Below are 23,991 nucleotides of genomic sequence, written 5' to 3'. Positions count from 1 at the left end.
GACCCTCGCGGGGGCTGGCGCCAGAGCGGCGGGAGCGGTATGGCAGGGGAGCGGATTGATATTTGAATCAACCCTCCCGGAGCCCCGCCCCATGGATTTCCAGCTCAGCGAAAACCAGCGCGCCTTGCAGGAGGCCGCGCGCAAGTACGCCCGTGACGTGGTGCGCCCCAAGGCCGCGCACTACGACGAGACCTCCGACTTCCCCAAGGACCTCATCTCCGCCGCCTTCGAGCTGGGCCTGCTCAACATGGCCATCCCGTCGGAGTACAACGGCGTGGGCCTGACGCACCTGGAGCAGGTCATCGTCTGCGAGGAGCTGGCGTGGGGCTGCGCGGGCGTGGCCACGTCCCTCATCGCCAACGACCTGGCCAACCTGCCCATCATCCTCGCGGGCACGGACGACCAGAAGAAGCGGCTGCTGGCCCCCTTCGGGGAGAAGCTCAAGCTCAGCTGCTTCTGCCTCACGGAGCCCAGCGCGGGCTCGGACGTGGCGGCCATGAGCACCACCGCGCGCCGCGAGGGTGACGAGTACGTCCTCAACGGCAGCAAGTGCTTCATCACCAACGCCGGCTACGCGGAGCAGTTCACCGTGTTCGCCACGCTGGACAAGGGCAAGAAGCACAAGGGCATCACCTGCTTCGTCGTGGAGGGCCGTCCGCAGGGCCTCACCACCGGCAAGCACGAGAACAAGATGGGCCAGCGCGCCAGCAACACCACCACCGTCACGTTCGACGAGGTGCGTGTCCCGGTGAAGAACCGCATTGGCGAAGAGGGCGAGGGCTTCAAGATCGCCATGGCCACGCTGGACAACAGCCGCCCGCTCACCGCGAGCATCTCCATTGGCATCGCGCGCGCGGCGCTGGAGCACTCGCTGGAGTACTCGGCGCAGCGCCACACGATGGGCAAGCCCATCCGCGAGCACCAGGCCGTCCAGTTCATGCTGGCGGAGATGGCCATGAACACCCACGCCGCGCGCCTGCTCACCTGGGAGAGCGCGCAGGTGCTGGATGAGGGACAGCGCAACACCCTCCAGTCCAGCTACGCGAAGTGCTTCGCCGCGGACATGGCCATGAAGGTCGCCACGGACGCGGTGCAGGTGTTCGGTGGCTACGGCTACATGAAGGAATACCCCGTGGAGAAGCTGATGCGCGACGCCAAGCTCATCCAGGTCTACGAGGGCACGAGCCAGGTGCAGCGCCTGGTCATCGCGAAGGAACTGTTCAGGTAGAAAAGCAAAACTGTGCCCGGCGGGGCTTTCCCGTTGCCGCCGCCGTGTGCGGATGTCTATTACTCCGGCCCTGATGCGCGACGCGTCAACGCACGTCACGTCGCGCCCGGTGCCGCTCGAAGCCCACGACTTTCCAAACACTCCCCACTGAGGAGAAGCCCGCCGTGAAGATTCTTGTCACCGCCAAGCGCGTGGAAGATCCCGAGTCGAAGATCAAGGTCAAGCCGGACGGCTCGGACATCGTGAAGGAGGGGTTGAAGTACAAGATCAACCCCTTCGATGAAATCGGCGTGGAGGAGGGCTTGCGCCTCGCGGCGAAGCACACCGGCGAGGTGGTGGTGGTCTCCATCGGCGGCAAGGAGGTGCAGGAGCAGCTGCGCCACGCGCTGGCCATGGGCGCCAACCGCGCCATCTGGGTGAACCACACGGGCCCGTTGGATCAGCTGGGCATCGCGGGCCTGCTCCAGAAGGTCGCGGAGAAGGAGAAGCCGGACGTCGTCCTGTTGGGCAAGCAGTCCATCGATGACGACCAGAACCAGGTGGGCCAGTACCTGGCCGAGTTCCTGGGCTGGGGCCAGGCCACGTTCGCCTCCAAGGTGGAGTCGCTGGAGAGCGACCAGGAGAAGAACAAGGTCCCCGCGGTGGTGCTGTCCGCGGACAAGAAGAGCGTCCAGGTGGTGCGTGAAGTGGACAACGGCCTGGCGACCCTGGAGGTCCAGCTGCCCGCGGTCATCACCACGGACCTGCGCCTGAACCAGCCGCGCTACGCGAGCCTCCCGGGCATCATGAAGGCGAAGAGCAAGCCCATCGAGGAGCTGACCCCGGCGGGCCTGGGCGTGGACGTGGCCCCGAAGATCCAGGTGCTGAAGCTGGCGTCGCCCCCGGCGCGCAAGGCGGGCATCAAGGTGCCGGACGTGGCCACGCTGGTGGAGAAGCTGCACAACGAGGCGAAGGTCGTCTGACCGCCGCTGCCAACCCTTCCAACGATTCCGGAGACAGACACACCATGTCCATCGTCCTCATCGTCGCCGAGCAGCAGCCGGACGGGAACCTGCGCAAGGCCTCCCTGAACGCCATCGCCGCGGGCAAGCAGCTGGCCGACAAGGCCGGCGCCGAGCTGCACCTCGTCCTCCTTTCCAAGGACCCGTCCAGGCTGGCGGAGGAGCTCAAGGGCACCGGCGCCAAGGTCATCCACACCGCCGCCGCTCCCGAGTTCGAGCACTACCTGGCGGAGGTCTACGCCCCCGTGGTCGCGGGCCTGGCGCAGGAGCTGAAGGCGTCCTTCGTGGGCGCGGCCTCCACGGCGCAGGGCAAGGACCTGCTGCCGCGCGTCGCCGCCCGGCTGAAGGCCGCCATGGCCACCGACATCACCGGCATCAACGGCAGCGGGGCGGACATCACGTTCACCCGCCCCATGTGGGCCGGCAACGTGTTCGCCGAGGTGAAGCTCACCACGCCGGTGCAGGTCATCAGCATCCGCGCCACGGAGTTCAGCCCGGCCGCTGGCGCGGGCGCCTCCGCGGAGGTGAAGTCCTTCCAGCCGAAGCTGGAGGCCTCCAAGACGAAGTTCGTCTCCTTCAACGAGGTGAAGAGCGCCCGTCCGGAGCTCACCGAGGCCAGCGTGGTGGTCTCCGGTGGCCGCGGCACCAAGGGCGACTTCAAGGAGATTGAGGCCCTGGCGGACCTGCTGGGCGCCGCGGTGGGCGCGTCCCGCGCGGTGTGCGACGCGGGTTGGGTTCCCAACGACCTGCAGGTCGGTCAGACGGGCAAGGTCGTCGCGCCGAAGCTGTACATCGCCGCGGGCATCAGCGGCGCCATCCAGCACCTGGCCGGCATGAAGTCCTCGAAGACCATCGTCGCCATCAACAAGGACCCGGAGGCGCCCATCTTCCAGGTGGCTGACTACGGCCTCGTGGACGACCTCTTCAAGGTCCTGCCCGCGCTGCGCGAGAGCATCCAGAAGCTGAAGTAGGCCGCTTCCGCCGTCCTGACGGCGGACCGCGACATCCGAGGGGCGCGTCGCCGGGTTCCTTCCGGGGGCGCGCCCTTCGTCGCGTCGGGCGGCCTACAGCTCGATGTCGTGGTCGTGGCCGGGCCTCTTCTGCGCCGGAGGCTCGGAGGGCTCGGTCCCGTTCGGGGGGACGCCGGGCTCCAGCTCGTGGGGCACCTCCTCCTCGGGAGGCGCCTCGCCCGTTTCGAGCAGGTCGATGCGGCTGCCGTCCTCCAACTGGACGAAGAGGGTGCGGAAGGTCCACGTGTCGTCGTCCTTGTCCGCTACCGCGTGCAGGGTGCCGTCCGCCTTGGGGCCGTCCAGCGGGACGACGAACTCCGCGTGGGTGTGGCCGTTGATGCTGCTCACCTGGGAGTCGCGGGGGAAGCCCGCCTTGAAGGTGCCCCCCAGGGCCTGCTGCACGTGTGGATCCTCCTGGGCCTCCGCGATGGCCTCCGTGTACGCGCCCATGTCCTTGAAGGACGCGTAGCCCCAGCCCACGACGATGGCCGCGAAGCAGAAGCAGGAGCCGAGCAGCCCCAGGCAGCCCACGGACACCGCCCACTTCCAGTTGCGGTTCCACCACCCCTGGCGGGGCACGGGTGCGTAGTCACCCTCGGGACTTGTCGGCGGCATGGGCCCTCCTGGCCTGGACGTGGGGCCGTGTCATAGCCGGTTCCGGACGAAGCGGGGGCTGCCCTGCACCGGGGGCGGGTTTCGGGGGCGCCTTCATGACAAAGTGGGCGTCATGCCCTCTGGTGGCGTCTCGACGGCCGAGCTCGCGGACCTGCTTGCGGCGCTGCCCTTCGGCCACCGGCTGTGGGTGCGCGGCATGGGGCGGTGTCTCTACCCGCTCCTGCGCAGCGGGGACGCGGTGCGGCTGTTGCGCTGTGGACCGGAGCGGCTGGCGCGCGGGGACGTGGCGCTGGTGCGGCACGGGCCCCGGCTGGCCGCGCAGGTGGTGTTGTCCACGGAGCCCTGGGTGACGGAGTCGCTGTTGGGCGGCACGGACGTGGCGGGCGGTGAATTGGTGGGGCGCATCATCGCGCTCAAGCGCGGGCGCTGGGTGGTGCGGCTGCCCCGGCCCACGCGGCCCGCGCTGTTCCTCCTTCAGCGCACGCTGTCCGGCGTGTGGACGCAGCCCGCGTCCCGGAAGCTGTTCCGCCAGCTGCGCGACCTGTTCTCCGGGTGGACGAAGCCGCTGCGCCGCCAGTTCGTGGGCCCGCTGGAGATCCGCCTGGTGCGCCTGGAGGACCTGGACGCGCTGCTCGCCTTCGCCACCGAAAGGCTGGTGGTGTCCGGCACCTTCCTGCGCCGGCAGCTGCGCGACCGGTGGGGCCTGCCTCCGGAGCGGCGCGTGGGCGCGGCGGCGGGCGCGTTCGACGCGCAGGGGCACCTGCTCGGCTTCGCCTGGGCGGACGACTACCACCAGGAGGGGCTGTCCCTGGACGGCTTCTGGGTGCGCTCGCTGGTGGTGGCCCCCCGGGTGCGGCGCATGGGCGTGGCCACCGCGCTGGTGCGGTGCCTCCTGGAGGAGGTTGAGCGGCAGGGCGCGGACCGGCTGCACGCGGACATCGACGAGGACAACACCGCCTCCCTGCGGACCTTCTCCGGCCTGGGGTTCCGCCCCGCGTCCGAGGCGCTGACCACCGCCACGAACCAGCAGTGGGACGCGGCGGGGGGGAGCAAGCGGCTGGTCGTGCTGGTCCGCCCGCTTCCCCGCTGACGCGGGATGGGGGTTGCGCTCCGCCGGCGGCTGGGCCAAACGGCGGGGCGTGCTGCCGCATCTCGTGGGCAGGGAAGGCGGATCCGGTGTCTGAAGGGCGCGAGGCTGCGCGGTGGCGGGCGGACGGGGCGCTGGTGCTCCTCACCGTCTTCTGGGGACTGACGTTCGTGGTGGTGAAGGACGCGCTCGCGTTCGCGGATCCGTTCACCTTCCTCACGCTGCGCTTCGTGGTGGGCGCGACGGTGCTGGGCGTCATCGCTCGCGGCCGGATGTTCGCGCCCGGCATCATCCCCAAGGGGTTGCTCCTGGCGACGGTGCTGTTCCTGTGCTTCGCGCTCCAGACGGTGGGGCTGCAGACCACCACGCCGTCGCGCGCGGCATTCCTCACCGGCCTCAACGTCCTCTTCGTCCCGCTGTTGTCCATGGTGCTGCTCAGGCGCCTGCCGCGGTGGGGCACCACCGTGGGCGTGGTGCTGGCCGCGGTGGGCCTGTACTGGCTGACGCAGCCTGGCCAGGGCGAGGCGCCGTCAGGAGGCGCGGGCGGTCTGCACCTGGGGGACTGGCTGTCCATCGGGTGTGCGCTGGCGTACGCGGGCCACATCCTGCTCACCGAGCGCTTCGCGTCGAAGGACAACGCCCTGGGCCTGGTGGCGGTGCAGCTCGTGGGCGTGGCGGTGCTGTCCGCCCTGTGCCTGCCCTTCGGGGAGCGCAGGCTGGAGTGGAGCCCGCCGTTGGTGGTGGCGGTGCTCGCGTGCGGCGTGCTCGCGAGCGCGGTGGCCATCCTCGTCCAGACGTGGGGCCAGGCTCGCACCACCGCGGTGCGCGCGGCGCTCATCTTCGCGCTGGAGCCGGTGTTCGCCTCGGCCTACTCCGTGGCGGTGGGCCGCGAGGTGCTGGGCGCGAAGGAGTGGCTGGGCGGCGCGCTCATCGTCGTGGGCGTCTTCGCGTCCGAGCTGGGCACGGTGGTGTGGGACGGATGGCGGGCACGGGGCCGCACGCCCGCCGCCTGAGCATCCGGCGCGCGGGGTGGGGGGAGCGCGAGCGGCCGGGCCGCGCTATAGACAGCGCCCATCCCATGAGCGTGGAGCTGAGACGCAACGGCCTGCACCTGACGGGCACGCCCCTGTCGCTGGACGCGAAGCGTAAGTCGCCGCTGTCGTTCGTCAGCCACGGGCACTCGGACCACATCGCCCGCCATGAGAGCACCATCGCCACCGCGGCCACGCTGCGCTTCATGGCCCACCGGCTGGGGCCGGTGGCGGCCCCGCTGTCCGTGCCCTTCCGCCGCCCCTTCGAGTTGGGGCCGCTCCTCCTGGAGCTCCTGCCCGCGGGCCACATCCTGGGCAGCGCGCAGCTGCGCGTCACGCGCGCGGACGGCCGGCGCATCGTCTACACGGGCGACTTGAACACCGCGCCGTCGCTCACCGCGGAGGCCACGGAGGTGGCCAGCTGCGACACGCTGGTCATCGAGTCCACCTTCGGGCACCCGCGCTACCGCTTCCCTCCGCGTGCGGAGGTGCTGGGGCAGGTGGAGACGTGGCTGCGTGCGCAGCTGAACCGGGGCGTGACGCCGGTGTTGCTGGGCTATCCGCTGGGCAAGAGCCAGGAGGCGATGAAGCAGCTGGCCCTGCGGGGCTTCCAGCTCGTCGCGCACCCGTCCATCTTCGAGGTCGCGGAGCTGTACGCGGAGCTGGGGGTCCCCATCGACAACCTGCGCCGCTATGACGGCCGCGTGGAGCCGGGCGAGGTGCTCTTCTTCCCACCGCACCTGGCGCGCGGCGGGGCCCTGGCTCCGCACTGGCCCCGCGCGACGGCGGTGCTCACCGGGTGGGCCATGGACCCCGGTGGCGCGCGGCGCTACGGCGCGGACGTGGCCTTCCCGCTGTCGGACCACGCGGACTTCCCGTCGCTCATGCGCTACGTGAAGGACACCGGCGCGCGGGACGTCATCACCTGCCACGGCTTCGCCGAGGAGCTGGCCCAGGCGCTGCGGGACGCGGGCACGGATGCCCGCCCGCTGGGCAAGCCACGGCAGATGCCCCTGTTTTGATTTCGGCTCGCTGGCGTGTTGGAACGGGCGCTCGATATGCCCACTCCTGCTCCCTCGCTGACCGGACACCTGGCCAACGTGCTGCTGTGCACGGACGCTGAACCCAAGCGCTTCGTCACCCGGGAGGTGCCGGAGCTGAGGGTCACCTTCGAGGGCATCGTCGGAGACCGCCACGCGGGCCTCACGCGCAAGGCGGACGTGCGCGCGCCGTGGTTCCCCAAGGGCACCCTCATCCGCAACACGCGGCAGCTCTCCCTCGTGTCGCGCGAGGAGCTGGCGGAGGTGGCGCGCACGCTGGGCGTGCCGCACGTGCTGGCGTCGTGGCTGGGCGCGAACCTGGAGCTCGTGGGCGTGCCCCGGCTCACGCACCTGCCCCCGGGGACGCGGCTGTTCTTCCCGGAGGAGGCCACGCTGGTGATGGAAGGGGAGAACCAGCCCTGCGTGGGGCCCGGCCGCGTGATTGAAGCGCACCACCCGGACCTGAAGGGGCTGGCGGGCCGCTTCGTGAAGGCCGCGTGGCAGAAGCGCGGGCTGGTGGGCTGGGTGGAGCGCCCGGGCCTCATCCGCGCGGGAGACGAGGTGCGCGTGATGCTGCCTCCGCCGGTGACGTACTCGCTGCCCTCCGCGCCCTCGGAGGCGGTGGGCTGAAGCGTCCCTGCCTTCAGTGCAGGGAGACGAAGATGCGCAGCTGCCAGGTGTCCTTCGTCACGGCCGGGAAGGCATCGAAGCGGCTGTGGCGCCGGAAGAAGTTCAGCTGAGAGCCCATCCCCAGGTGCTTGTAGACAGGGAGGTCCACCTGCAGCTGGGCCTGGTGCACCCGGTGTGCGCCGCCCGAGCCGTCCACCACCAGCACGTGTTCGGCGTCCGCCTCCAGCGTGATGACCTCCCAGTCCTCGCGCAGGTACGCCATCTGGAGTTGGAAGCCCACGCCGGGGCCATAGTCGTAGTCGCGGCCCTCGTTGCCTTCGCTGTCGGTGTGCTCGGAGGTGACGCCCGTGAGGAGGCTGCCGTCCGCGAGCAGCGCGGTCCTCAGCCGGGAGCGGTTGGCGAACCGGTGCTCGTGCAGCAGGCCCACGTTCAGGAACTGGCCGCCCACTTCATACGCGAGCGTGTCCGTGTAGCTGAGCTGCTGGAGCAGGCCCAGGCGCAGCTCGTCGTGCCCGGTGCTCCAGAGCGTGGACTTCGCGAGCAGCCCCTGCAGCCGCGCGTTGGTGACGAGGCTGTCCTCCCGGGAGGTGAACTGGACGCGCGCGTTGAAGGCGTCGAAGGGGCGGTGGTGCGGGCCCCGGTACATGTCGCCATAGCGCAGGGTGCCCTGGATGAAGAACTGATCTTCCCCCCAGGCCAGGGACCTGCCGTCACCCAGCTTGAGGTAGCCCAGCGAGGCCCAGCCCGCGATGTCGTCCGGCCACCACTCCGTCGGCGAGGGGCCATGGTACGAAACGTCGCCGCGCGCCACGCGGTTGAAGCCGCGTACGGGGCTGATGACGCCGGCGGTCAGCTCGCGGACGAAGCGCCCGCGGCCCCGGGCCTCCGTGTCCAGCACCAGCGAGGACACCCGGTAGAGCGCCTCGCCCATGGCCACGCCGCCCACGGTCGTGTTGATGAGGTCATTGGCGGAGGGCGGCTCGTTCTCCGCGAACAGCTCCCACTCCAGGCTGCCCAGGAAGGTGAGCGGCACCGCGGCCTCGTAGGGCAGGCCGTTGTCCCGCGCGGCCGTGTAGTAGAGGCCGCCGTGGTACGGGTGCGCGAACTGGTTGGTGGAGAAGCCGTCCTGGTCCCAGACGAAGCCCGTGTGGAGGTTCTCCTTCCAGACGGACGGGCTGATGTACGCCCAGTCCTTGTTCGCGACGTACCGGTCCCACGTCCAGACGAACAGGTTGATGGCGGTGACCTCCCCCGCCGCGAGCCACGGGTGGGGCCCGGGGTGGGCCCGGATGTCGTCCTCCCTCAGGGGCGCATCCGCTGGAGGCACGGGGTTCTCCTGCGTCGTCGCGGGAGGGCAGGGCGCCCACCGCGTCTTCTCGCCGGGTGAAAGGTGCGCCGCGCAGACGGCCATGACGTGGTCCGGAACGGAGCGCACCATGTCCTGTGGCGAACCGTCCGCGAACGCGACGCATGCGCGCAGGGCGCACGCCAGCGCCACGCCTCGCGGCAGCCATGGCCCCCGCCCGCCGTACCCCATCCGGACCGCCCGCACCTCCGCGCACGGCCCCATGCCGCACATCCGGAAGGTAAGCAGTCATGTGTTGGAAAGCGCCCCCGGAGCTCATCCTCGCGGGCAACGGCTAGTAATGAACGGAGACGAAGACGCGCAACTGGTACGCGTCCTTCAACACGTCCGGGTAGGCGTCGAAGCGGCTGTGGCGGTGGAACCAGTTCAGCTCCGAGCCCACCCCCAGGCGCTTGTGCACGGGGAGGTCCACCTGGAGCTGGCCGGTGAAGACCTCGTGGGAGCCGCCGGAGCCGTCCCACACATCGATGTGGGAGGCGCCTGCCTCCAGCGTGACGACCTCCCAGTCTCCGCGCAGGTACGCCATCTGGAGGTTCAAGCCCAGGCCGGGGCCATAGTCGTAGTTGCGGCCCACGACGCCGCTGTGCTCGGAGGAGATGCCGGTGAGGAGGCTGCCGTCCACCAGCAGCGCGGTCCGCAACTTCGAGCGCGCGTTGAAATGGTGCTCGTGCAGCAGGCCCGCCTCCAGGGACTGGCCTCCCAGCTCGTACGCGCTCGTGTCCACGATGCTGAGCAGTTGGAGCAGGCCCAGGCGCAGCTCGTCCTGCTCCGTGCTCCAGAGGGACGCCTTCAGCAGCATCCCCTGGATGCGCGCATGGCTGATGAAGGTGCTCTGCTGCGAGGTGAACTGCACCCGCGCGTCGAAGGCGTCGAAGGGGCGGTGGATGGCGCCCTGGTACATGTCGCCGTAGCGCATGGCCAGGTGGAGGAAGAACCGGTCCTCGCCCCAGGCCAGGGGCCGGCCGTCGCCCAGCTTGAGGTAGCCCAGGTCGCCCCAGATGGACAGGGCGTCAGGCCGCCAGTCCGCGGGGGTGGGCTCGTGGCGCGTGATGTCGCCGCGCACCACGCGGTTGAAGCCGCGCACGGGGCTCATGGCTGCGGCGGTGAGCTCGCGCACGAAGCGCTCGCCGCCCCGGGCCTCCGTGTCGAGCACCAGCGAGGACAGCCGGTAGAGCCCCTCGCCAATGGCCATGCCGCCCACGGACGTGTTGATGAGGTCGTTGATGGAGGGCGGCTCGGTCTCCGCGAACAGCTCCCACTGCGCGCTGCCCAGCAGCGTGAAGGCCAGGGCGGCCGCGTAGGGCACGCCGTTGTCGCGGGCGGCCGTGTAGTAGAGGCTGCCGTGATACGGGTGCGCGAACTGGTTGGTGAGAAAGCCGTCCGCGTCCCAGACGAAGCCCGTGGTCAGGTTCTTCTTCCACGAGGACGGGCCCACCTTCGACCATTCCTTCTTCGCCAGGACCCGGTCCCACGTCCAGACGAACAGGTTGATGGCGGTGACCTCCCCCGCCGCGAGCCACGGGTGGACCTTCTTCCGGGGCGCCTCCTCGCAGACGGTGTCCTCCTTCAGCGGGGCATCCGCGGGTGGCGAAGGCGGACCGGCCCGCGCGGGCGTGTCAGGGGGAAGGGGAGGGGCGTCCTCGCACGGCTCTTCCTGGGAGAAGGCCGGCTGGGCGAAGGCCGGCCCACCCAGCAGCAGCCCACAGGCGAACAGCACGCCACCCAGGGGCCACGGACTTCCCCCGCCGCCGTGCCCCCGTCCGCGCCTGCCTCGCCCCATAGCCCGCCCGCCGCACCCTCGCTCGGGGTGCCACGCCGCATGCCCTGAAGCTAGGGAGCCGGGCGCGGGAGGAAACCCCGCCTCCCCCGGGGATGAGAGAGGTACGGCTTCCTGCACACAGGCGTCGCGCGACATGGAAAGGCCCGGCGGGATGCGCGCGGGGCGCTCCGGCCGGGCCTCCACCTTGCGTCCACCTCCCGCGTCACGGGAGGCGGGGCACTACGCCTCCGGCGACTGGACGATGAGCTTCTCCTTGCCGCACACGTCGCAGCGCACGTGCACGAACAGGTCGTCGTCGCTCTCCTCGGGCACCTCGCCCTCGGGCACGCCCAGCTCCGCCTTGCCCAGCGCCGGCACCTTCGCCGGGATGTCCTGCGCCTTGAGCGCCTGCACGTAGGTCATCTCGCGGTCGTGGCACTCGCGCACCTCCGGGCCGGACAGCCACTGCGGCTCCATGCCCTCCGGCAGCCGGCTGAGCAGCTCCAGGTTCGACACGGACTCCGCCAGGTACGCCAGGCGGCGCAGCCGCGCCTCCTCCGGCAGGGCCGCGAACACCTGGAAGCCCTCCAGCAGCGCCTGCCGGTCCTCGCCCGTGGCCGCCTGCGCCAGCTCCAGCGACGCGTCCGCGGACTCCAGCGCCTCGTCCCAGTTGTTCTCCGGGGTGAAGCCCGCCTCCAGCAGCGCCGAGTACAGCTGCGCGGCCGCCAGCCGGCGACGCACCTCGTGCAGGTGCTCCACCACCTCGTGCGTCAGGCGCAGCTCCAGGAGCGCCCCCGTGGTGCGCGGATCCACGGAGCCCGTGAGGTCATCCACCTCCACCTCGGAGCGCAGCTCCGCCTTGAGCTGCTTCGCCGCGGCGAAGCGGAACAGGGGCAGCACGCCCACCTCGCGCAGGTACACCGCCGCGACGTTGGCCTCCTTGCCGCCCATGCGCAGCGCCTTCTGCGCGCGCTCCACCGCGCCGGGGTCCGACGCGGGCTTCTTGTTCTCCAGCCGCGTCTTCACCGCCTCGCGGTAGAGCGTCTCCAGGGAGCTGCCCGGCGGCAGCCGCTGCGGCAGCAGCGGACGCAGGCCCGGCACGTCCAGCACCCAGAGCGGCGGCGCGCCCACGCGCTTGAGCGCGCGGAAGAAGAGCGAGCCCGGCGGATCCTGCGGCCGGAACGGGGGCAGCTCGTCCGGGTGCGCGGAGCCGGCGCCGTCCATGGCGCCTCCGCCCGCGTGCGCCTGGCCCATGGCCTTCTCACGCTGCTCGCGCGTGAACGCGGTGATGCCCTGCACCGGCGGCGGCGGGGGCGGCGGGGCCTCCTCGCCGTCCAGACCCGTGACGCGGTCCATGTCCACGTCGTCCATCTCCAGGTCGTCCAGCCCCCGGGCGCCCGTGAAGTCACAGCGCAGGAGCTTCAGCTTTTCGAAGACACAGCCTTCCAGGTTGGCGCCGCGGAAGTCGCAGTCCTGGAGGCGGCCGCCGTGGAAGTAGGCGTTGGTGAGGTCCGCGTCCCGGAAGTTCATCTTCGACAGGTCGCAGCGCTCCCACTCGGAGCCCACCAGCTCCAGTCCGGAGAGGTCGGCGTTGGCGGAGAACAGCTGCGTGAACGTGGCGCCCGTCTGGCCGGTGGGCGCCTGGCCGGACTTGCGCAGCTTGTTCCATTCGGCGGAACCGTTCTGGAGCAGCTTCTCGATAGTTGGGGCTTTCGGCATGGACCGCGAATTATTCGTGTGGTCTGGTCCAGGCGCCAGCACAAATGATCGAGTACCGAATCGAAGCCGACACCGTCGGGATGCGGCTGGACAAGCACCTGCGCAAGCGGATGCCCAACGTCCCCGTCAGCCACCTCTTCAAGATGATCCGCACCAAGAAGGTGCGGGTGAACGGCAAGCGCGCGCAGCCAGAGCAGTTGCTTGTCGAAGGAGACGTGCTCACCATCCGCGGCACCGAAGAGCAGCTCACCCTCGCGGAGCGTCCGAAACCGGACCGTCCACCCCCCCCGCCGCCACCGGTAGACCCCTCCCGGCTGGTCATCCTGATGGAAGACGACTGGCTCATGGCCGTGGACAAGCCCAGCGGAATGGCCGTCCATACCGGCAGCGGCATCACCGGGGGCACCCTGGTGGACTACGTGCGCGCCTACCTGGGCCCCAAGGCCACCCGCAACGACTTCACCGCCTCACCCGCCCACCGCCTGGACCGGGAGACCTCCGGCGTCATCCTGGTGGCCAAGCGCCGCCCGGCGATGGTGCATTTCACGGAAATCTTCACCCACGGCCACCCGAAGAAGCGCTACCTGACCCTGGTGAAGGGGAAGATGCCCCGGGATTCCGGTGTCATCGACCTGCCGCTCGCCGAGCACCAGCAGACGGCCGAGTCCAAGTCCCGTCGGGGAGTGAACATGCAGGAGGCCGTCACCCGGTGGAAGGTCGTGCGCCAGTCGAGCGAGGCAGCCCTCCTCTCCTGCACCATCGAGACGGGGCGCACGCATCAGATAAGAAGGCACCTGGTCGCCGTGGGGCACCCGGTGGCGGGTGACAAGAAGTACGGAGACTTCGCCTTCAACCGCGACGTGCGGGCGCGCTGGGGGCTCAAGAGATTGTTCCTGCACGCCGAGCGCATCGAATTTCCGCACCCCGAGGATGACAGGAAGGTCGTCGTGGAGACCCCCATGCCACCCGAATTGAAGGACGTGCTGAAGCGGGCGGCGCTCCTCTAAGCCTTGAGCCCAGGACTCGACAGAACACGCATGTCCGACCCGAAGATTGACCGCAGCCAGAAGAAGCTGGTGCTCGACGGCGTCCCGCCCAAGCGCAACATCCTCGTGCGCCTGATGAAGCTCGTGGCGGTGCTGGGCCTGATGGGCGGCACCGCGGCGGTGCTGGCCATCGTGGGCGCCTACTACGTCTTCTCCGAGGGGCTGCCCGCCATCCCGAAGGTGGACGAGTACTGGCCGCCCATCGTCACGGAGGTCTACACCGACGACGCGGTGCTCGCGGGCGAGTTCTACAACGAGCGGCGCAAGGTGGTGCCCTACGAGCGCATCCCCAAGCGGCTGGTGCAGGCGTTCATCGCCAGCGAGGACTCCAGCTTCTTCGACCACTTCGGCGTGGACGTGCTGGGCACCGCGCGCGCCGTGTCCAAGACGGTGCTGTCGAAGCTGGGCCTGCGCTCCGGCGGCGTGCAGGGCGGCTCCACGCTCACGCAGCAGACCGCGAAGGCGGTGCTCATCTCCGCGGAGGGCTACAAGGAGGCCACCGCGAAGACGCCCAAGCGCAAGATTCGCGAGGCCATCCTCGCCTTCCGCCTGGAGCAGGCGCTGACGAAGGAGGAGATCCTCTATCTCTACCTGAACAACGTCTTCCTCGGGCACCACAGCTACGGCGTGCAGAGCGCGGCGGAGAACTACTACCGCAAGGACGTGCGCGACCTGACGCTGGGGGAGATGACGCTCATCGCGGGCCTGCCCCAGGCGCCCAGCCGCTACTCGCCCTTCCTGCGTCCGGACGCCGCGAAGAAGCGCCGCTCCTACGTGCTGGGCCGCATGCTGACGGAGGGCATGATCTCCAAGGCCGAGCACGACCAGGCCAACGCGGAGCCGGTGAAGGTGTACCCGGTGGAGGACGTCTTCCACGAGTTCGCCCCGTACTTCGTGGAGCAGGTCCGCAAGGACGTGGTGGACCGCTACGGCAACCCGGTGCTCCTGAAGGAAGGCCTCAAGGTCTTCACCACCATGGACAGCGAGCGGCAGCGCGCGGCGCAGGACTCCGTGCTGGACGGCCTGATGTCCGTGGACAAGCGCCAGGGCTGGCGCGGTCCGGTGATGCAGCTGGCCACGGAAGCGGAGCGCAGCGCCTTCATCGCCAAGGCGAAGAAGGCCATGGGCAAGGAGGAGCTCGTCGAGAACCGCCTCTACGTGGGCGTCGTCACGCGCATCGACGACGACGGCAAGGGCGCGGACGTGCAGGTGGGGCCGCACCAGGGCCGGCTGCCTCTCCTGGGCATGCGCTGGGCGCGCAAGGTGAACCCGGAGAGCTACTACCCGGCGAGCATGATCACCTCCGTCAAGAAGGCCCTGGCGGTGGGTGACGTCGTCGTCCTGCGCAACGTGGTGAAGAAGGAGCTGACGGACGACAAGGAGCAGTGGGACAAGAAGCTCGCGGAGGAGATTCCAGACGAGGGCGTGAAGCTCTTCCGGCTGGAGCAGACGCCGGAGGCGCAGAGCGCGCTGGTCTCCATCGACCCGCATCGTCAGTACCTCACCGCGATGGTGGGCGGTTACGACTTCGACGACAACGAGTTCAACCGCGCGTTCCAGGCGTGCCGTCAGCCGGGCTCGTCCTTCAAGCCGTTCGTGTACTCGGCGGCGCTGGAGCAGCTGGACTGGACGGAGGCCACCGTCATCGTGGACTCGCCCATCGTGGAGCACGACCCGGACAACAAGGTGTCGTGGAAGCCGGCCAACTACAGCGAGGAGTTCGTGGGTGACGTGCTCCTGCGCACGGCGCTGGTGAACTCCATGAACATCCCCGCGGTGAAGACGTTCGGCGCGGTGGGCGTCCACAACATGGCCGAGTGGGCGAAGAAGCTGGGCATGACCACGCCCATGAACATGGACTTCTCCGCGGCGCTGGGGTCGTCCTGCGTGTACCCGTACGACCTGGCCAGCGTGTACGCGACCTTCAACCGCTACGGCCGCAAGAAGCCCACGTACTTCATCCGCAAGGTGGAGGACCGCTTCGGCCGCACGCTGGAGGACCATACGGCATTCGACGACGCGTGGGCGCCGCTCCAGGACCGCGTGGCCGCGGGCTACGCGCGCCTCTTCGAGCCGGGCGAGCAGGTGATGAGCCCGGAGACGGGCTTCATCCTCACGCACCTGTTGCGCGGCGTGGTGCTCCAGGGCACCGGCGGCCCCGCGCAGAAGCTGGGCAAGCCGGCGGCGGGCAAGACGGGCACGACGAACGACTCCTTCGACGCGTGGTTCGCCGGCTACACCAAGGACCTGGTGACGGTGGCGTGGGTGGGCTACGACCTGAACCCGCACCCGCTGGGCCGCTACGAGACGGGCGGCCGCGCGGCGCTGCCCATCTGGCTCAACTACATGAAGCGCGCGCTGGAGGGCCGGCCGCAGCCGGAGTTCTACCCCTGGCAGTCCATGCAGCTGGCGCGGCTCTACATCGACAAGAAGACGGGCAAGGTGTCCAGCCCCGGAGCCAAGGGCGCGGAGCTGATGTTCTTCAAGAAGGGCACCGAGCCGAAGGAGGCCGTGCCCGACAAGAACCAGGTCGGCGTGGATCAGTTCATGATGGGCGCGCAGTAGCCCGCGCGCCGCATCTCAAGCAGCGCCCTTCAGGCGCCTTCGCGGAAACGACGCGAGGGCGCCTGATGTGCTTCCAGGGCCTTCTTCAGCGCGGCCACGTCCGGGCCCGCCTCCAGCACGGAGCGCGCGGCGGTGGGAATCACCTGCCGCTCGCGGCCGGAGAAGAGCTTGGGCAGGTCGCTGAAGCCCGCGCCCTGCGAGCCGATGCCCGGCGTGAGCAGGAGCGCGCCGCCCAGCCGCTCCACCACGTCGCGGTCCGCCGGGGGCAGCGTGGCGCCCATCACCGCACCCGCGGGCAGCACGCCGGGGCCGGCCTTCTCGTTGAGCTTGCGCAGGCCGTCCGCCACCGCCTGCGCCACGGTGCGGCCGTCGCCGCCCACCGCGTTCTGCACGGGCACGCCCTCCGGGTTGGACGAGCGCACCACGACGAAGGCGCAGGCGCCGTGCGAGCGCGCGCGCTCCACCGTCTTCGCGAGCGCGTCCAGGCCCAGGTACGCGGTGAAGGTGGCGGCGTCCACGTCGTATGCGCTGTCCCTGCCGAAGAGCGACTCGGCGTAGGCGTCCATGGTGGAGCCGATGTCGCCGCGCTTCACGTCCAGCAGCGTGAGGGTGCCCGCGGCGCGGAAGCGCTTCAGCACGCGCTGGAGGACGACGAGCCCTTCGGGGCCGTGGCGCTCGAAGAAGGCGCTCTGGGGCTTCACCACCGCGAGCGTCTCCGAGGCCGCGTCGGCCAGCCGCTCGCAGAAGTCGGACAGACCCTGCGGGGTGTCCGGCAGGTTCCAGCGGGCCAGCACGTCGCGCGAGGGGTCCAGGCCCAGGCAGAAGGGGGAGCGCTCGTCGGCGAGCTTCTGGAAGCGCTGTGCGAAGGACGGGGTCGTCATGGGCGGCGTCCTCTCACTTCAACCGGCGCGCGGTGGCGTCGAAGAGCGGGTTGGGCATGACCTTCAAGAGGCGCATGGGCGCGGACAGTTGCCAGGGGAAGCTCACCTCGTTGGCGCCGGCGAAGATGCCGCGGCCCATGCGCTCCACCGCGTCCTCGGTCTCCATGAGGAAGGGCATGGGGAAGTGGTTCTTCGCGGTGAGCTCGCTCTTCACGAAGCCCGGGTAGACGCACGTCACCTGGACGCCAGTGCCCTTCAGGTCCACGCGCAGGCTCTCCAGGAAGGTGGCGAGGAAGGCCTTGGACGCGGAGTAGGCCGCGTGGCCTGCGAGCCCCCGCATCCCCGCGAGGCTGGACACGCCGACGAGGTGGCCCCGGCGGCGCTCCACCATCTGGGGCAGCACCGCGCACAGCGTGGCGGCGGCGCCGGTGACGTTGGTGTCGATGATGGCGCGCGTGAGCTCCCAGTTCATGCGCTTGCCGTGCGTGGGCCCGCCGATGCCGGCGTTGGCCACCACCAGGTCCAGCCCGCCGCACTCCGCGTCGATGGCGCGGATGCGCTCCTGGGAGGCGTCCGCGTGGTTCACGTCCATCACGACGGGCTCCACGTTGGCGTTCGCGGCCTGGGCCTCCGCGGAGAGGGCCTGTAGCTGTGACAGCCGCCGTCCCGTCGCGAAGACGCGCATGCCGTGCTTCGCCAGCCACAGGGCCAGTCCACGTCCCAGGCCGCTCGAGGCGCCAGTCACCAGCGCCGTCCGGTAGGTCATCTCCGCCATGCCGTCCTCCGAAAGATGTCGCAGTGGCCCGCCTTGTCGCACGGTTGCGCGCCCGAGGGCACGCAAAACCCCTTCCCCCCGACGTCAGGACGAGGCGCCAACGCGGACGCGTTGACACCTGGAAGGAAGAAGGAGGGGCCGGCGCGTGCGCGGTGGCGGCGTACGCGGGGCCTACCGGAACGGCGGCGCCGGCTGGCCCTTGAACCAGTCCGTCGCGTTCAGCAGGTGCAGGTCGTGCTTGCCGGGCCGCAGCTCGATGCCGCCCGTCACCGCGCCCAGCGACGCCAGCAGGGCCCCCGTGATGTTGCCCTGCACGAGGTCCAGGTGGCCTTGCAGTGAGAAGCCATCGCCCTTCGCCCTCAGCTCGCGCAGCTGGAGCCCGCGCTCGTCGATCTGCACCTCTCCCGTCACCTCCACCTTGGGGATGTTGAGCAGCGACGTGAGGAAGCCGGGCAGCTTCTTGGATGACGTGATGAGTGCGACCAGGGGCTGCGTGTCGGTGAGCTGGCTCGTGAAGCGCGCCTTCAGCACGGTGGGGGACAGGGCGAGGCTGGCGCGCGGCAGGCTGAAGTTCCCGCTCCAGGCGCGGATGGGCACGTTGCCGTTGGAGGACACCTGGCTCAGCCGCAGCGTCGTTCCGCTCAGGCCCAGCTCCGTCATGCCCCACGACAGGTGCCGCGCATCCACCTCCACCTCCGCGCGCAGCAGGACCTTGTTCGGCCCCATGCGTCCGGACACGAGGTCCGTGTCCAAGCGCAGCTCCAGGGTGTTGCCCGACATCGCGCCCCGGGCCGGCTCCTCGCTGCGCACCGTCACGTGACCGGAGTCGATTTCCAGCGTCTGGCCCAGCCACGGGTTGAGCACGCGCAGGTCCAGAGGCTTGCTCCTCGCCACGCTCAGCTCGGGCTCCAGGTCCAGGCCCGGCCGACCTTCACGCCGCCGCCCCAGCACCTTGAGGACGACCTCGGGAATCTCCAGCGCGTGTCCCTCGGAGGCCGTCACTCGCACGGGCGCGAAGGCCAGCCGCAGCGAACCCGAGGGGCGTTCCCGGGGCTCATCGTCCATGGCGACCTGGAGGCTCCACGGGGCGCGGGCGCGCATGGGGCCCGCTCTCAAATCGAGTGTGTCACCGGTGGCCTTCAACTGGCTGCCGGGTTGCGGGGTGTTGCGCTCCAGGCGCACGTCCAGCTCCACCTGGCCGGCGCCGCCACGCAGGGACACGGGGGCGCTCGCGCCCAACTGGTCGTTGATCCAGTCCAACGGCAGCACGCCGATGCGCGCCTTCACCTGGCCGCTGATGGCCTGGGAGAGGTCGTAGCCCTGGCCTGTCTGGAAGGGCGCGTCGAGCCGGGCGTCCGAGTCGAGGGACTCGAGCTTCGCGACGCGCTTGTCGTCCACCTCGATGAAGCCCTCCGCCACGTGCACCGATGGCAGGTCCACCTGGAGCCGCTCCCGGGACTGGAGGTTCAGCGTGCCGGTGACGTCCAGCGCTCCCGCGAAGCGCACGCGGCTGAAGTCCAGCTCGCGCACGTCATGCAGCGTGACGTCCTTCAGGTGGATGACCCAGGGCTTGCTGTCCGGGTTGAAAGGCAGTTCGGGCGCGCCGGACGGCTCCAGGTGGAAGCTGGCGCCGTGCCCGTCGATGCCGTCCACGTCCACGCGCTTTCGCAAGAGGCCCGTGAGCGACATGCCCGCCTCCAGCGCGTCCACCTCCACCTTCCACCAGACGTTCGAGTCCTGCTGGGTGAGGGTGAAGCCCTTCAGGTGGAGCCTGCCCACGGGCCACAGCCACCACGCGCGCTGCCAGGTCAGCTGCGTGCGGTCCGTCGAGCGGCCGATGAGGGCCTGGGTGACGCCCGTGTTGAGCGCGACGTTGATGGCGACCTCCAGCACCGCCACCGCCACCACGGCCCCGATGGCGACGCGGCGCCACCGCTTCCTGCGAGGCGCTGCATCCGGGGCGGCGGGGGACGGAGTGTCGGTCATGTCGCGAGGTTCCAGTCGAAGGGCTCCCGGATGCCCTGGATTCTCCCCGGGCACAAGCCGCCTGTGCCCGCGGAGATGGATTCGAGACACCCTCAATGGACGGGTGCGGCGCCGTTCTCCATCTTCTCGATGACCTGGTCGATGGTGAAGCTGACGGGGGCGTCTGGGGGCAGGCCCCTGGCCGCGTCAGCGGACATCCCCGTGCGACCCACGTTCCGTGGCGACCCCCTCCACTTCCTCACCAGCTTCATCCCGGGCGCAGCGCAGGCAGGGAGGTCGCGATGGCGGGAGCCCGGACACGTTGCTGCCTGTCCGGACTCATAGGGGGCCTGTGCTGCGCCGCTTGCCCTCACGCCGTCATCGACCGGCGGCCGGGCACAGCCGGCCCTCCTCCCGCGCCTTCCTCTTCGCGTTGTGGCGGGGCCTCCGCGTTCCCAACCTCATGTCTGGGATTGCACCGGGACAGGAGGCGGCCGTGGCGCGACGCACGACGCAGCAACCAGCCTGGGGAGTCTGGGCGCTCGCGCTGCTGCTCGCCGTTCCCCTCCAGGCGCTGGCGGCGGACCCCCTGCCGTCCTGGAACGACGGCCCGGTGAAGCAATCCATCCTCGACTTCGTCACCCGCGCCACCACCGAGGGCAACAGCGGCTACATCCCTCCGGAAGAGCGCATCGCCACCTTCGACAACGACGGCACGCTCTGGCAGGAGAAGCCCGTCGTGCAGGGCGCCTTCTTGCTGGAGCAGATCAAGGCCCGCGTGAAGGAGGACCCGTCGCTCGCGAAGCGGCAGCCCTTCAAGGCCGTGCTGGAGGGCGACCTGGCCCTCCTGTCCTCCATGGACGAGCGGCAGTTGATGGAGTGGCTCATGTCCACCTACGCGGGCAGGACGCAGGAGGAGCTCGCCCGCGAGTCCCGCGCCTTCTTCCGGACCGCACGCCACCCCACGCTGGGCGTGCCGTACACGCAGCTCGCCTACCAGCCCATGCTGGAGCTGCTCCAGTACCTGCGCGCCCATGGCTTCCAGACGTGGATCTCCTCGGGCGGCGGCGTGGACTTCATGCGGGTCATCTCCGAGGACACCTACGGCATCCCGCCCCAGCAGGTCATCGGCAGCAGCCTGAAGGAGACGTTCGACGAGGACCACGGCCACCCGGTGCTGCGGCGCGAGGCGTGCGTGGACCACGTCAACGACAAGGCCGGCAAGCCGGTGGGCATCGAGCAGCACATCGGGCGGCGGCCGGTGTTCGCCGCGGGCAACGTCCGCTCGGGCGGCGACATCCAGATGCTGCGATACACGCACGAACAGCCGCGCCCGGGCTTCGCGCTGCTCATCCACCACGACGACGCCGCGCGCGAGTTCGCCTACGAAGAGAAGGACGACGCGTCGCTGAAGGCCGCGCGCGAGGGCGGCTGGACGGTGGTCAGCATGCGGAATGACTGGAAGCGCGTCTTCCCGGAGGGCCCGTGATGCATGTCCTTCAATCCCTCATCACCCTCATGGTCTCCACCTTCATCGTCGCGCTGGGCCTGTCTCAGGGCCTGTCGTGGCACCTGGGGAACCTGGGCCAGGGCGTGCGGCAGTTGGCGTTCGCGCGGGGGCTGGGCGTGTGCCTCGTCGGCGTGCCGCTTTTGGCCCTCATCGTGGTGAAGGTGCTGCCGGTCGGTCCCGTCGCGGCGGGCGTCATCGCGCTGATGGCGTTCTGCCCGGGACTGCCCATGGCGCTCAACGTCGTGTCCCAGCAGAAGGGCAACCTGCCGCTGACCCTGGCGCTGTCCATCACCCTGTCACTCGTCGCCATCGTGCTGATGCCGCTGTCGCTGAAGCTGCTGGAGCGGCTGTTCCCCATGGCCATCCACTCGCCACCGTACGGCGTTCTCCTGAAGAGGGTCATCCTCCCGTTCCTCGTGCCCTTCGCCCTGGGGCTCGGGCTCCAGAAGGTGGCGCCCGGCTGGGCGCACCGGCTGCACGGGCCGGTGAAGGTCTACTTCAACATCGCCCTGGCCGTGGCCGCGGCGGCGATGATCATCGCGGCCTTCCCGCTGCTGAAGGACCTCCACGTCTGGGCGTTCGTCGCGATGGGGGTGGTGACGCTGGGGTCCGCGGCCCTGGGGCACGTGGCGGGCCGGCCTCGGCCCGGGGACCGCACGGCGCTGGCCATCTCCGCCGTCTTCGGCAACCCCGCGTTCGCCTTCTGCCTGGGCAGCAGCACCTATCGCATGAGGACCCTGGTGGGCGTCATGGGCTTGTACCTGCTGCTGCGCACCCTGGCGCTGGTGCCGTACCTGGTCTGGAACCAGCGGCACCAGGCGTCCGAGCGCGGCGGCGGGCCTTCACAGCCGTCAGGCAGGCGGGCCTCGGCGGGCACGTGAGCCCCGTCCTGTCGTGAAGCCGATGCGCGCAACGCACCCGGGTGGGTGATGCCATGGCGCCCGGGCGCCTCCACCCTTCCTCCTCGCGTCCGCGGAGGCCGTGCACACGAGGGGAGGGCCATGAAGCGCACCGAGGCCACGGCCGCCCAGGTCCTGGGCCGCTTCCTTCCCGGCATCGAGCAGGCGCGGACCTATGAGCGGCGATGGCTGGGTTCGGACATCCTGGCCGCGCTCACCGTGGGCGCGATGCTCATCCCCCAGGGACTGGCCTACGCCCAGATCGTCGGCGTGCGCCCCGTGGCGGGGCTGTACGCGGGCACCTTCGCGATGCTGGCGTACGCGCTGGTCGGTCCGTCGCGTCACCTGCTGCTGGGGCCGGAGGCGGGATCGGCCATCCTCACCGCGACGGCGCTGGTCCCGATGGTGGGGGACGGAGGGCCCGCGCGGCTGGCCTCGCTCGCGGCCCTGCTGGCGGGGATGGTGGGGGTCGTGAGCCTGGTGGGAGGGCTGTGCAAGGCGGGGGCGCTGGCGGACTTCCTGTCGCGGCCCATCCTCGTCGGCTACGTCAACGGCGCGGCGCTCATCATCATTGGCAGCCAGCTGGCGCGGATGTTCGGGCTGGAGCGCAGGTCGAACAGATTCACGGGCCAGCTGCACGAGGTGGCCGCGAACCTGGGCCGCACGCATGTGCCCACGCTGCTGCTGGGGCTGGGCATCGTCGTGGCCCTGGTGGCCATGCGCCGCTTCCTGCCGCGCTGGCCCGCGCCGCTGGTGATGGTGGCGCTCACCACGCTGGTGACGTGGGCGTTCCAACTGGAGCATGGCGGCGTGAAGGTGGTGGGGCCCATCTCCGCCTCGGCGCCCACCTTCGGCCTGCCCTCGGTGGACTTCGAGGACGTGCGCACGCTCTTGCCAGCGGCCTTCAGCCTCGCGCTGGTGAACTACGCCAGCTCCGTGCTCACGGGCCGCGTCTACGCGGACCGCTTCGGCTACCGGCTGGACGCCCATCAGGAGTTCTTCGGCCAGGCCGCGGCCAACCTGCTCACCGGCCTCACGCAGGGCTTCCCGGTGACGGGCAGTGACTCGCGCACGGCGGTCAACGCCTCCATGCGGGGCCGCACGCAGCTGGTCGGCGTGGGCGCGGCGGTGGGGGTGCTGCTGTTCGCGCTGTTCCTCACGCCGCTCTTGTCGAAGCTGCCCCTGGTGACGCTGGGGGCCATCGTCATCGTCGCGGCGGTGTACCTGCTGGAGGTGCGGCCCGTCGTCTATCTGTGGCGCGTGCGCCCGGTGGAGGCGGTGCTGGCGGTGGTCACGACGCTGGGCGTGCTCTTCCTGGGCATCCTCCAGGGCATCCTCATCGCGGTGGTGCTGGCGCTGGTGGACCTCATCCGCCGCGCGGCGCACCCGCACGACGCCGTCCTGGGCGAGCGCGAGGGCGTGCCCGGCTGGCATGACGTGGAGGGCCACGCGGACGCGGAGACGGTGCCCGGCCTCATCGTCTACCGCTTCGACGCGCCCCTCTTCTTCGCCAACGCCCGCTTCCTGCGCGAACAGGTGCGCCGGCTGGTGGCGGAGCCGCGCCACCCGGTGCGCTGGTTCGTGCTGGATGCGTCCTCCGTGTTCGACCTGGACATCACCGCAGCGGAGAGCCTGGTGAAGGTGTGGCACGAGCTCGCGGAGGAGGGCATCGTCTTCGCCGTGGCCCAGGCCCGCGCGCCGATGCGCCGGATGCTGCGGCGCTCGGGGTTGCAGGCCCTGATCGGCGCGCGGCATCTCTTCCCCACGGTGGGCGCGGCCGTGCGCGCCTACCTCGACACGCGGGAGGGCGCGTGGGCCTCCCGGGGAGGCGAGCCCGTCCACTCGCCCCAGGTGCACTGACGCC

Annotated in this window: 19 protein-coding genes; 12 read left to right on the top strand and 7 right to left on the bottom strand. The window is 70.4% G+C overall.

Going from position 1 to position 23,991, the window contains the following annotated elements:
- Positions 1-91: 91 nt before the first annotated feature.
- The 3 genes from KYK13_RS31380 to KYK13_RS31370 all read left to right on the top strand — a co-directional run bounded on the left by KYK13_RS31380 (position 92) and on the right by KYK13_RS31370 (position 3,200).
- Positions 92-1,228, top strand: a complete 1,137-nt coding sequence (locus KYK13_RS31380; protein ID WP_223637267.1) for an acyl-CoA dehydrogenase family protein — start codon at positions 92-94, stop codon at positions 1,226-1,228.
- A gap of 164 nt (positions 1,229-1,392) precedes the next feature.
- Positions 1,393-2,190, top strand: coding sequence for an electron transfer flavoprotein subunit beta/FixA family protein (locus KYK13_RS31375; RefSeq protein WP_223637265.1), 798 nt, complete (start codon positions 1,393-1,395; stop codon positions 2,188-2,190).
- A 44-nt stretch (positions 2,191-2,234) separates the two neighbouring features.
- Positions 2,235-3,200 carry an electron transfer flavoprotein subunit alpha/FixB family protein gene (locus KYK13_RS31370; protein WP_223637263.1) on the top strand — a complete coding sequence of 322 codons (966 nt, stop codon included), beginning with the start codon at positions 2,235-2,237 and terminating at the stop codon, positions 3,198-3,200.
- A gap of 93 nt (positions 3,201-3,293) precedes the next feature.
- On the opposite strand, the gene KYK13_RS31365 is transcribed toward KYK13_RS31370, so the two are convergent.
- Positions 3,294-3,854, bottom strand: a complete 561-nt coding sequence (locus tag KYK13_RS31365) for a cytochrome c oxidase assembly factor Coa1 family protein (RefSeq protein WP_223637261.1) — start codon at positions 3,852-3,854, stop codon at positions 3,294-3,296.
- Positions 3,855-3,966: 112 nt separating this feature from the next.
- Here KYK13_RS31365 and KYK13_RS31360 point away from each other — a divergent pair, with 112 nt between their 5' ends.
- The 4 genes from KYK13_RS31360 to KYK13_RS31345 all read left to right on the top strand — a co-directional run bounded on the left by KYK13_RS31360 (position 3,967) and on the right by KYK13_RS31345 (position 7,642).
- On the top strand, positions 3,967-4,944 hold the full coding sequence (locus KYK13_RS31360) for a GNAT family N-acetyltransferase (protein ID WP_223637259.1): 978 nt from the start codon (positions 3,967-3,969) through the stop codon (positions 4,942-4,944).
- A gap of 86 nt (positions 4,945-5,030) precedes the next feature.
- Positions 5,031-5,954 carry a DMT family transporter gene (locus tag KYK13_RS31355; RefSeq protein WP_223637257.1) on the top strand — a complete coding sequence of 308 codons (924 nt, stop codon included), beginning with the start codon at positions 5,031-5,033 and terminating at the stop codon, positions 5,952-5,954.
- Positions 5,955-6,019: 65 nt separating this feature from the next.
- Positions 6,020-6,994, top strand: coding sequence for an MBL fold metallo-hydrolase (locus KYK13_RS31350; RefSeq protein WP_223637255.1), 975 nt, complete (start codon positions 6,020-6,022; stop codon positions 6,992-6,994).
- Positions 6,995-7,030: 36 nt separating this feature from the next.
- Entirely contained in the window at positions 7,031-7,642 is a 612-nt protein-coding gene (locus KYK13_RS31345) for an MOSC domain-containing protein (protein ID WP_223637252.1), read from the top strand.
- Between the two features lie 13 nt (positions 7,643-7,655).
- Here KYK13_RS31345 and KYK13_RS31340 read toward each other — a convergent pair whose 3' ends face one another.
- From KYK13_RS31340 to KYK13_RS31330, 3 genes are all read right to left on the bottom strand, one after another.
- Positions 7,656-9,212 (bottom strand): DUF3943 domain-containing protein, encoded by a 1,557-nt coding sequence (locus KYK13_RS31340; protein WP_223637249.1) that lies wholly within the window; start codon positions 9,210-9,212, stop codon positions 7,656-7,658.
- Positions 9,213-9,282: 70 nt separating this feature from the next.
- Positions 9,283-10,725 carry a DUF3943 domain-containing protein gene (locus tag KYK13_RS31335; protein WP_223637246.1) on the bottom strand — a complete coding sequence of 481 codons (1,443 nt, stop codon included), beginning with the start codon at positions 10,723-10,725 and terminating at the stop codon, positions 9,283-9,285.
- Positions 10,726-11,007: 282 nt separating this feature from the next.
- A complete protein-coding gene (locus tag KYK13_RS31330; RefSeq protein WP_223637243.1) occupies positions 11,008-12,486 on the bottom strand; it encodes a pentapeptide repeat-containing protein in 1,479 nt (492 codons plus the stop codon).
- A gap of 44 nt (positions 12,487-12,530) precedes the next feature.
- On the opposite strand from KYK13_RS31330, the gene KYK13_RS31325 reads away from it, so the two are divergent.
- Both KYK13_RS31325 and KYK13_RS31320 read left to right on the top strand, forming a co-directional pair.
- Positions 12,531-13,493 (top strand): RluA family pseudouridine synthase, encoded by a 963-nt coding sequence (locus KYK13_RS31325; protein ID WP_223637240.1) that lies wholly within the window; start codon positions 12,531-12,533, stop codon positions 13,491-13,493.
- A gap of 30 nt (positions 13,494-13,523) precedes the next feature.
- Positions 13,524-16,097, top strand: coding sequence for a penicillin-binding protein 1A (locus KYK13_RS31320; protein WP_223637237.1), 2,574 nt, complete (start codon positions 13,524-13,526; stop codon positions 16,095-16,097).
- Between the two features lie 29 nt (positions 16,098-16,126).
- Here the strand turns inward: KYK13_RS31320 and pyrF are convergent, their stop codons facing one another.
- From pyrF to KYK13_RS31305, 3 genes are all read right to left on the bottom strand, one after another.
- The gene (pyrF, locus tag KYK13_RS31315; RefSeq protein WP_223637234.1) at positions 16,127-16,978 is read right to left on the bottom strand and encodes an orotidine-5'-phosphate decarboxylase; all 852 of its coding nucleotides are present in this window, start codon (positions 16,976-16,978) and stop codon (positions 16,127-16,129) included.
- 13 nt (positions 16,979-16,991) lie between these two features.
- Positions 16,992-17,753: an SDR family oxidoreductase gene (locus tag KYK13_RS31310; RefSeq protein ID WP_223637231.1), complete on the bottom strand. Its 762-nt coding sequence runs from the start codon at positions 17,751-17,753 to the stop codon at positions 16,992-16,994.
- A gap of 171 nt (positions 17,754-17,924) precedes the next feature.
- Positions 17,925-19,739, bottom strand: coding sequence for a hypothetical protein (locus tag KYK13_RS31305; protein WP_223637229.1), 1,815 nt, complete (start codon positions 19,737-19,739; stop codon positions 17,925-17,927).
- 475 nt (positions 19,740-20,214) lie between these two features.
- Between KYK13_RS31305 and KYK13_RS31300 the strand changes: the two genes are divergently transcribed.
- The 3 genes from KYK13_RS31300 (at position 20,215) to KYK13_RS31290 (ending at position 23,987) form a co-directional block, all read left to right on the top strand.
- Positions 20,215-21,207, top strand: a complete 993-nt coding sequence (locus tag KYK13_RS31300) for an HAD family phosphatase (RefSeq protein ID WP_223637227.1) — start codon at positions 20,215-20,217, stop codon at positions 21,205-21,207.
- The gene (locus tag KYK13_RS31295) at positions 21,207-22,109 is read left to right on the top strand and encodes a bile acid:sodium symporter (protein ID WP_223637225.1); all 903 of its coding nucleotides are present in this window, start codon (positions 21,207-21,209) and stop codon (positions 22,107-22,109) included. The genes KYK13_RS31300 and KYK13_RS31295 overlap by 1 nt, the downstream gene beginning before the upstream one ends.
- A gap of 120 nt (positions 22,110-22,229) precedes the next feature.
- Positions 22,230-23,987, top strand: a complete 1,758-nt coding sequence (locus tag KYK13_RS31290) for a SulP family inorganic anion transporter (protein ID WP_223637223.1) — start codon at positions 22,230-22,232, stop codon at positions 23,985-23,987.
- Positions 23,988-23,991 lie beyond the last annotated feature (4 nt).

This window comes from Corallococcus sp. EGB (genome assembly GCF_019968905.1).
GTDB lineage: Bacteria > Myxococcota > Myxococcia > Myxococcales > Myxococcaceae > Corallococcus.
Note: the sequence above shows the minus strand (reverse complement) of the source record. Positions and strands in the feature narration are given on the sequence as shown.

What these genes read in the sequence shown, in the direction of transcription:
- KYK13_RS31345 (WP_223637252.1), top strand. Translation starts at nt 7,031, where the DNA reads ATGCCCACTCCTGCTCCCTCGCTGACCGGACACCTGGCCAACGTGCTG.
- KYK13_RS31360 (WP_223637259.1), top strand. Translation starts at nt 3,967, where the DNA reads ATGCCCTCTGGTGGCGTCTCGACGGCCGAGCTCGCGGACCTGCTTGCG.
- KYK13_RS31370 (WP_223637263.1), top strand. Translation starts at nt 2,235, where the DNA reads ATGTCCATCGTCCTCATCGTCGCCGAGCAGCAGCCGGACGGGAACCTG.
- KYK13_RS31320 (WP_223637237.1), top strand. Translation starts at nt 13,524, where the DNA reads ATGTCCGACCCGAAGATTGACCGCAGCCAGAAGAAGCTGGTGCTCGAC.
- KYK13_RS31365 (WP_223637261.1), bottom strand. Translation starts at nt 3,854, where the DNA reads ATGCCGCCGACAAGTCCCGAGGGTGACTACGCACCCGTGCCCCGCCAG.
- KYK13_RS31380 (WP_223637267.1), top strand. Translation starts at nt 92, where the DNA reads ATGGATTTCCAGCTCAGCGAAAACCAGCGCGCCTTGCAGGAGGCCGCG.
- KYK13_RS31295 (WP_223637225.1), top strand. Translation starts at nt 21,207, where the DNA reads ATGCATGTCCTTCAATCCCTCATCACCCTCATGGTCTCCACCTTCATC.
- KYK13_RS31340 (WP_223637249.1), bottom strand. Translation starts at nt 9,212, where the DNA reads ATGGGGCCGTGCGCGGAGGTGCGGGCGGTCCGGATGGGGTACGGCGGG.
- KYK13_RS31305 (WP_223637229.1), bottom strand. Translation starts at nt 19,739, where the DNA reads ATGACCGACACTCCGTCCCCCGCCGCCCCGGATGCAGCGCCTCGCAGG.
- KYK13_RS31330 (WP_223637243.1), bottom strand. Translation starts at nt 12,486, where the DNA reads ATGCCGAAAGCCCCAACTATCGAGAAGCTGCTCCAGAACGGTTCCGCC.
- KYK13_RS31310 (WP_223637231.1), bottom strand. Translation starts at nt 17,753, where the DNA reads ATGGCGGAGATGACCTACCGGACGGCGCTGGTGACTGGCGCCTCGAGC.
- KYK13_RS31350 (WP_223637255.1), top strand. Translation starts at nt 6,020, where the DNA reads ATGAGCGTGGAGCTGAGACGCAACGGCCTGCACCTGACGGGCACGCCC.
- KYK13_RS31325 (WP_223637240.1), top strand. Translation starts at nt 12,531, where the DNA reads ATGATCGAGTACCGAATCGAAGCCGACACCGTCGGGATGCGGCTGGAC.
- KYK13_RS31290 (WP_223637223.1), top strand. Translation starts at nt 22,230, where the DNA reads ATGAAGCGCACCGAGGCCACGGCCGCCCAGGTCCTGGGCCGCTTCCTT.
- pyrF (WP_223637234.1), bottom strand. Translation starts at nt 16,978, where the DNA reads ATGACGACCCCGTCCTTCGCACAGCGCTTCCAGAAGCTCGCCGACGAG.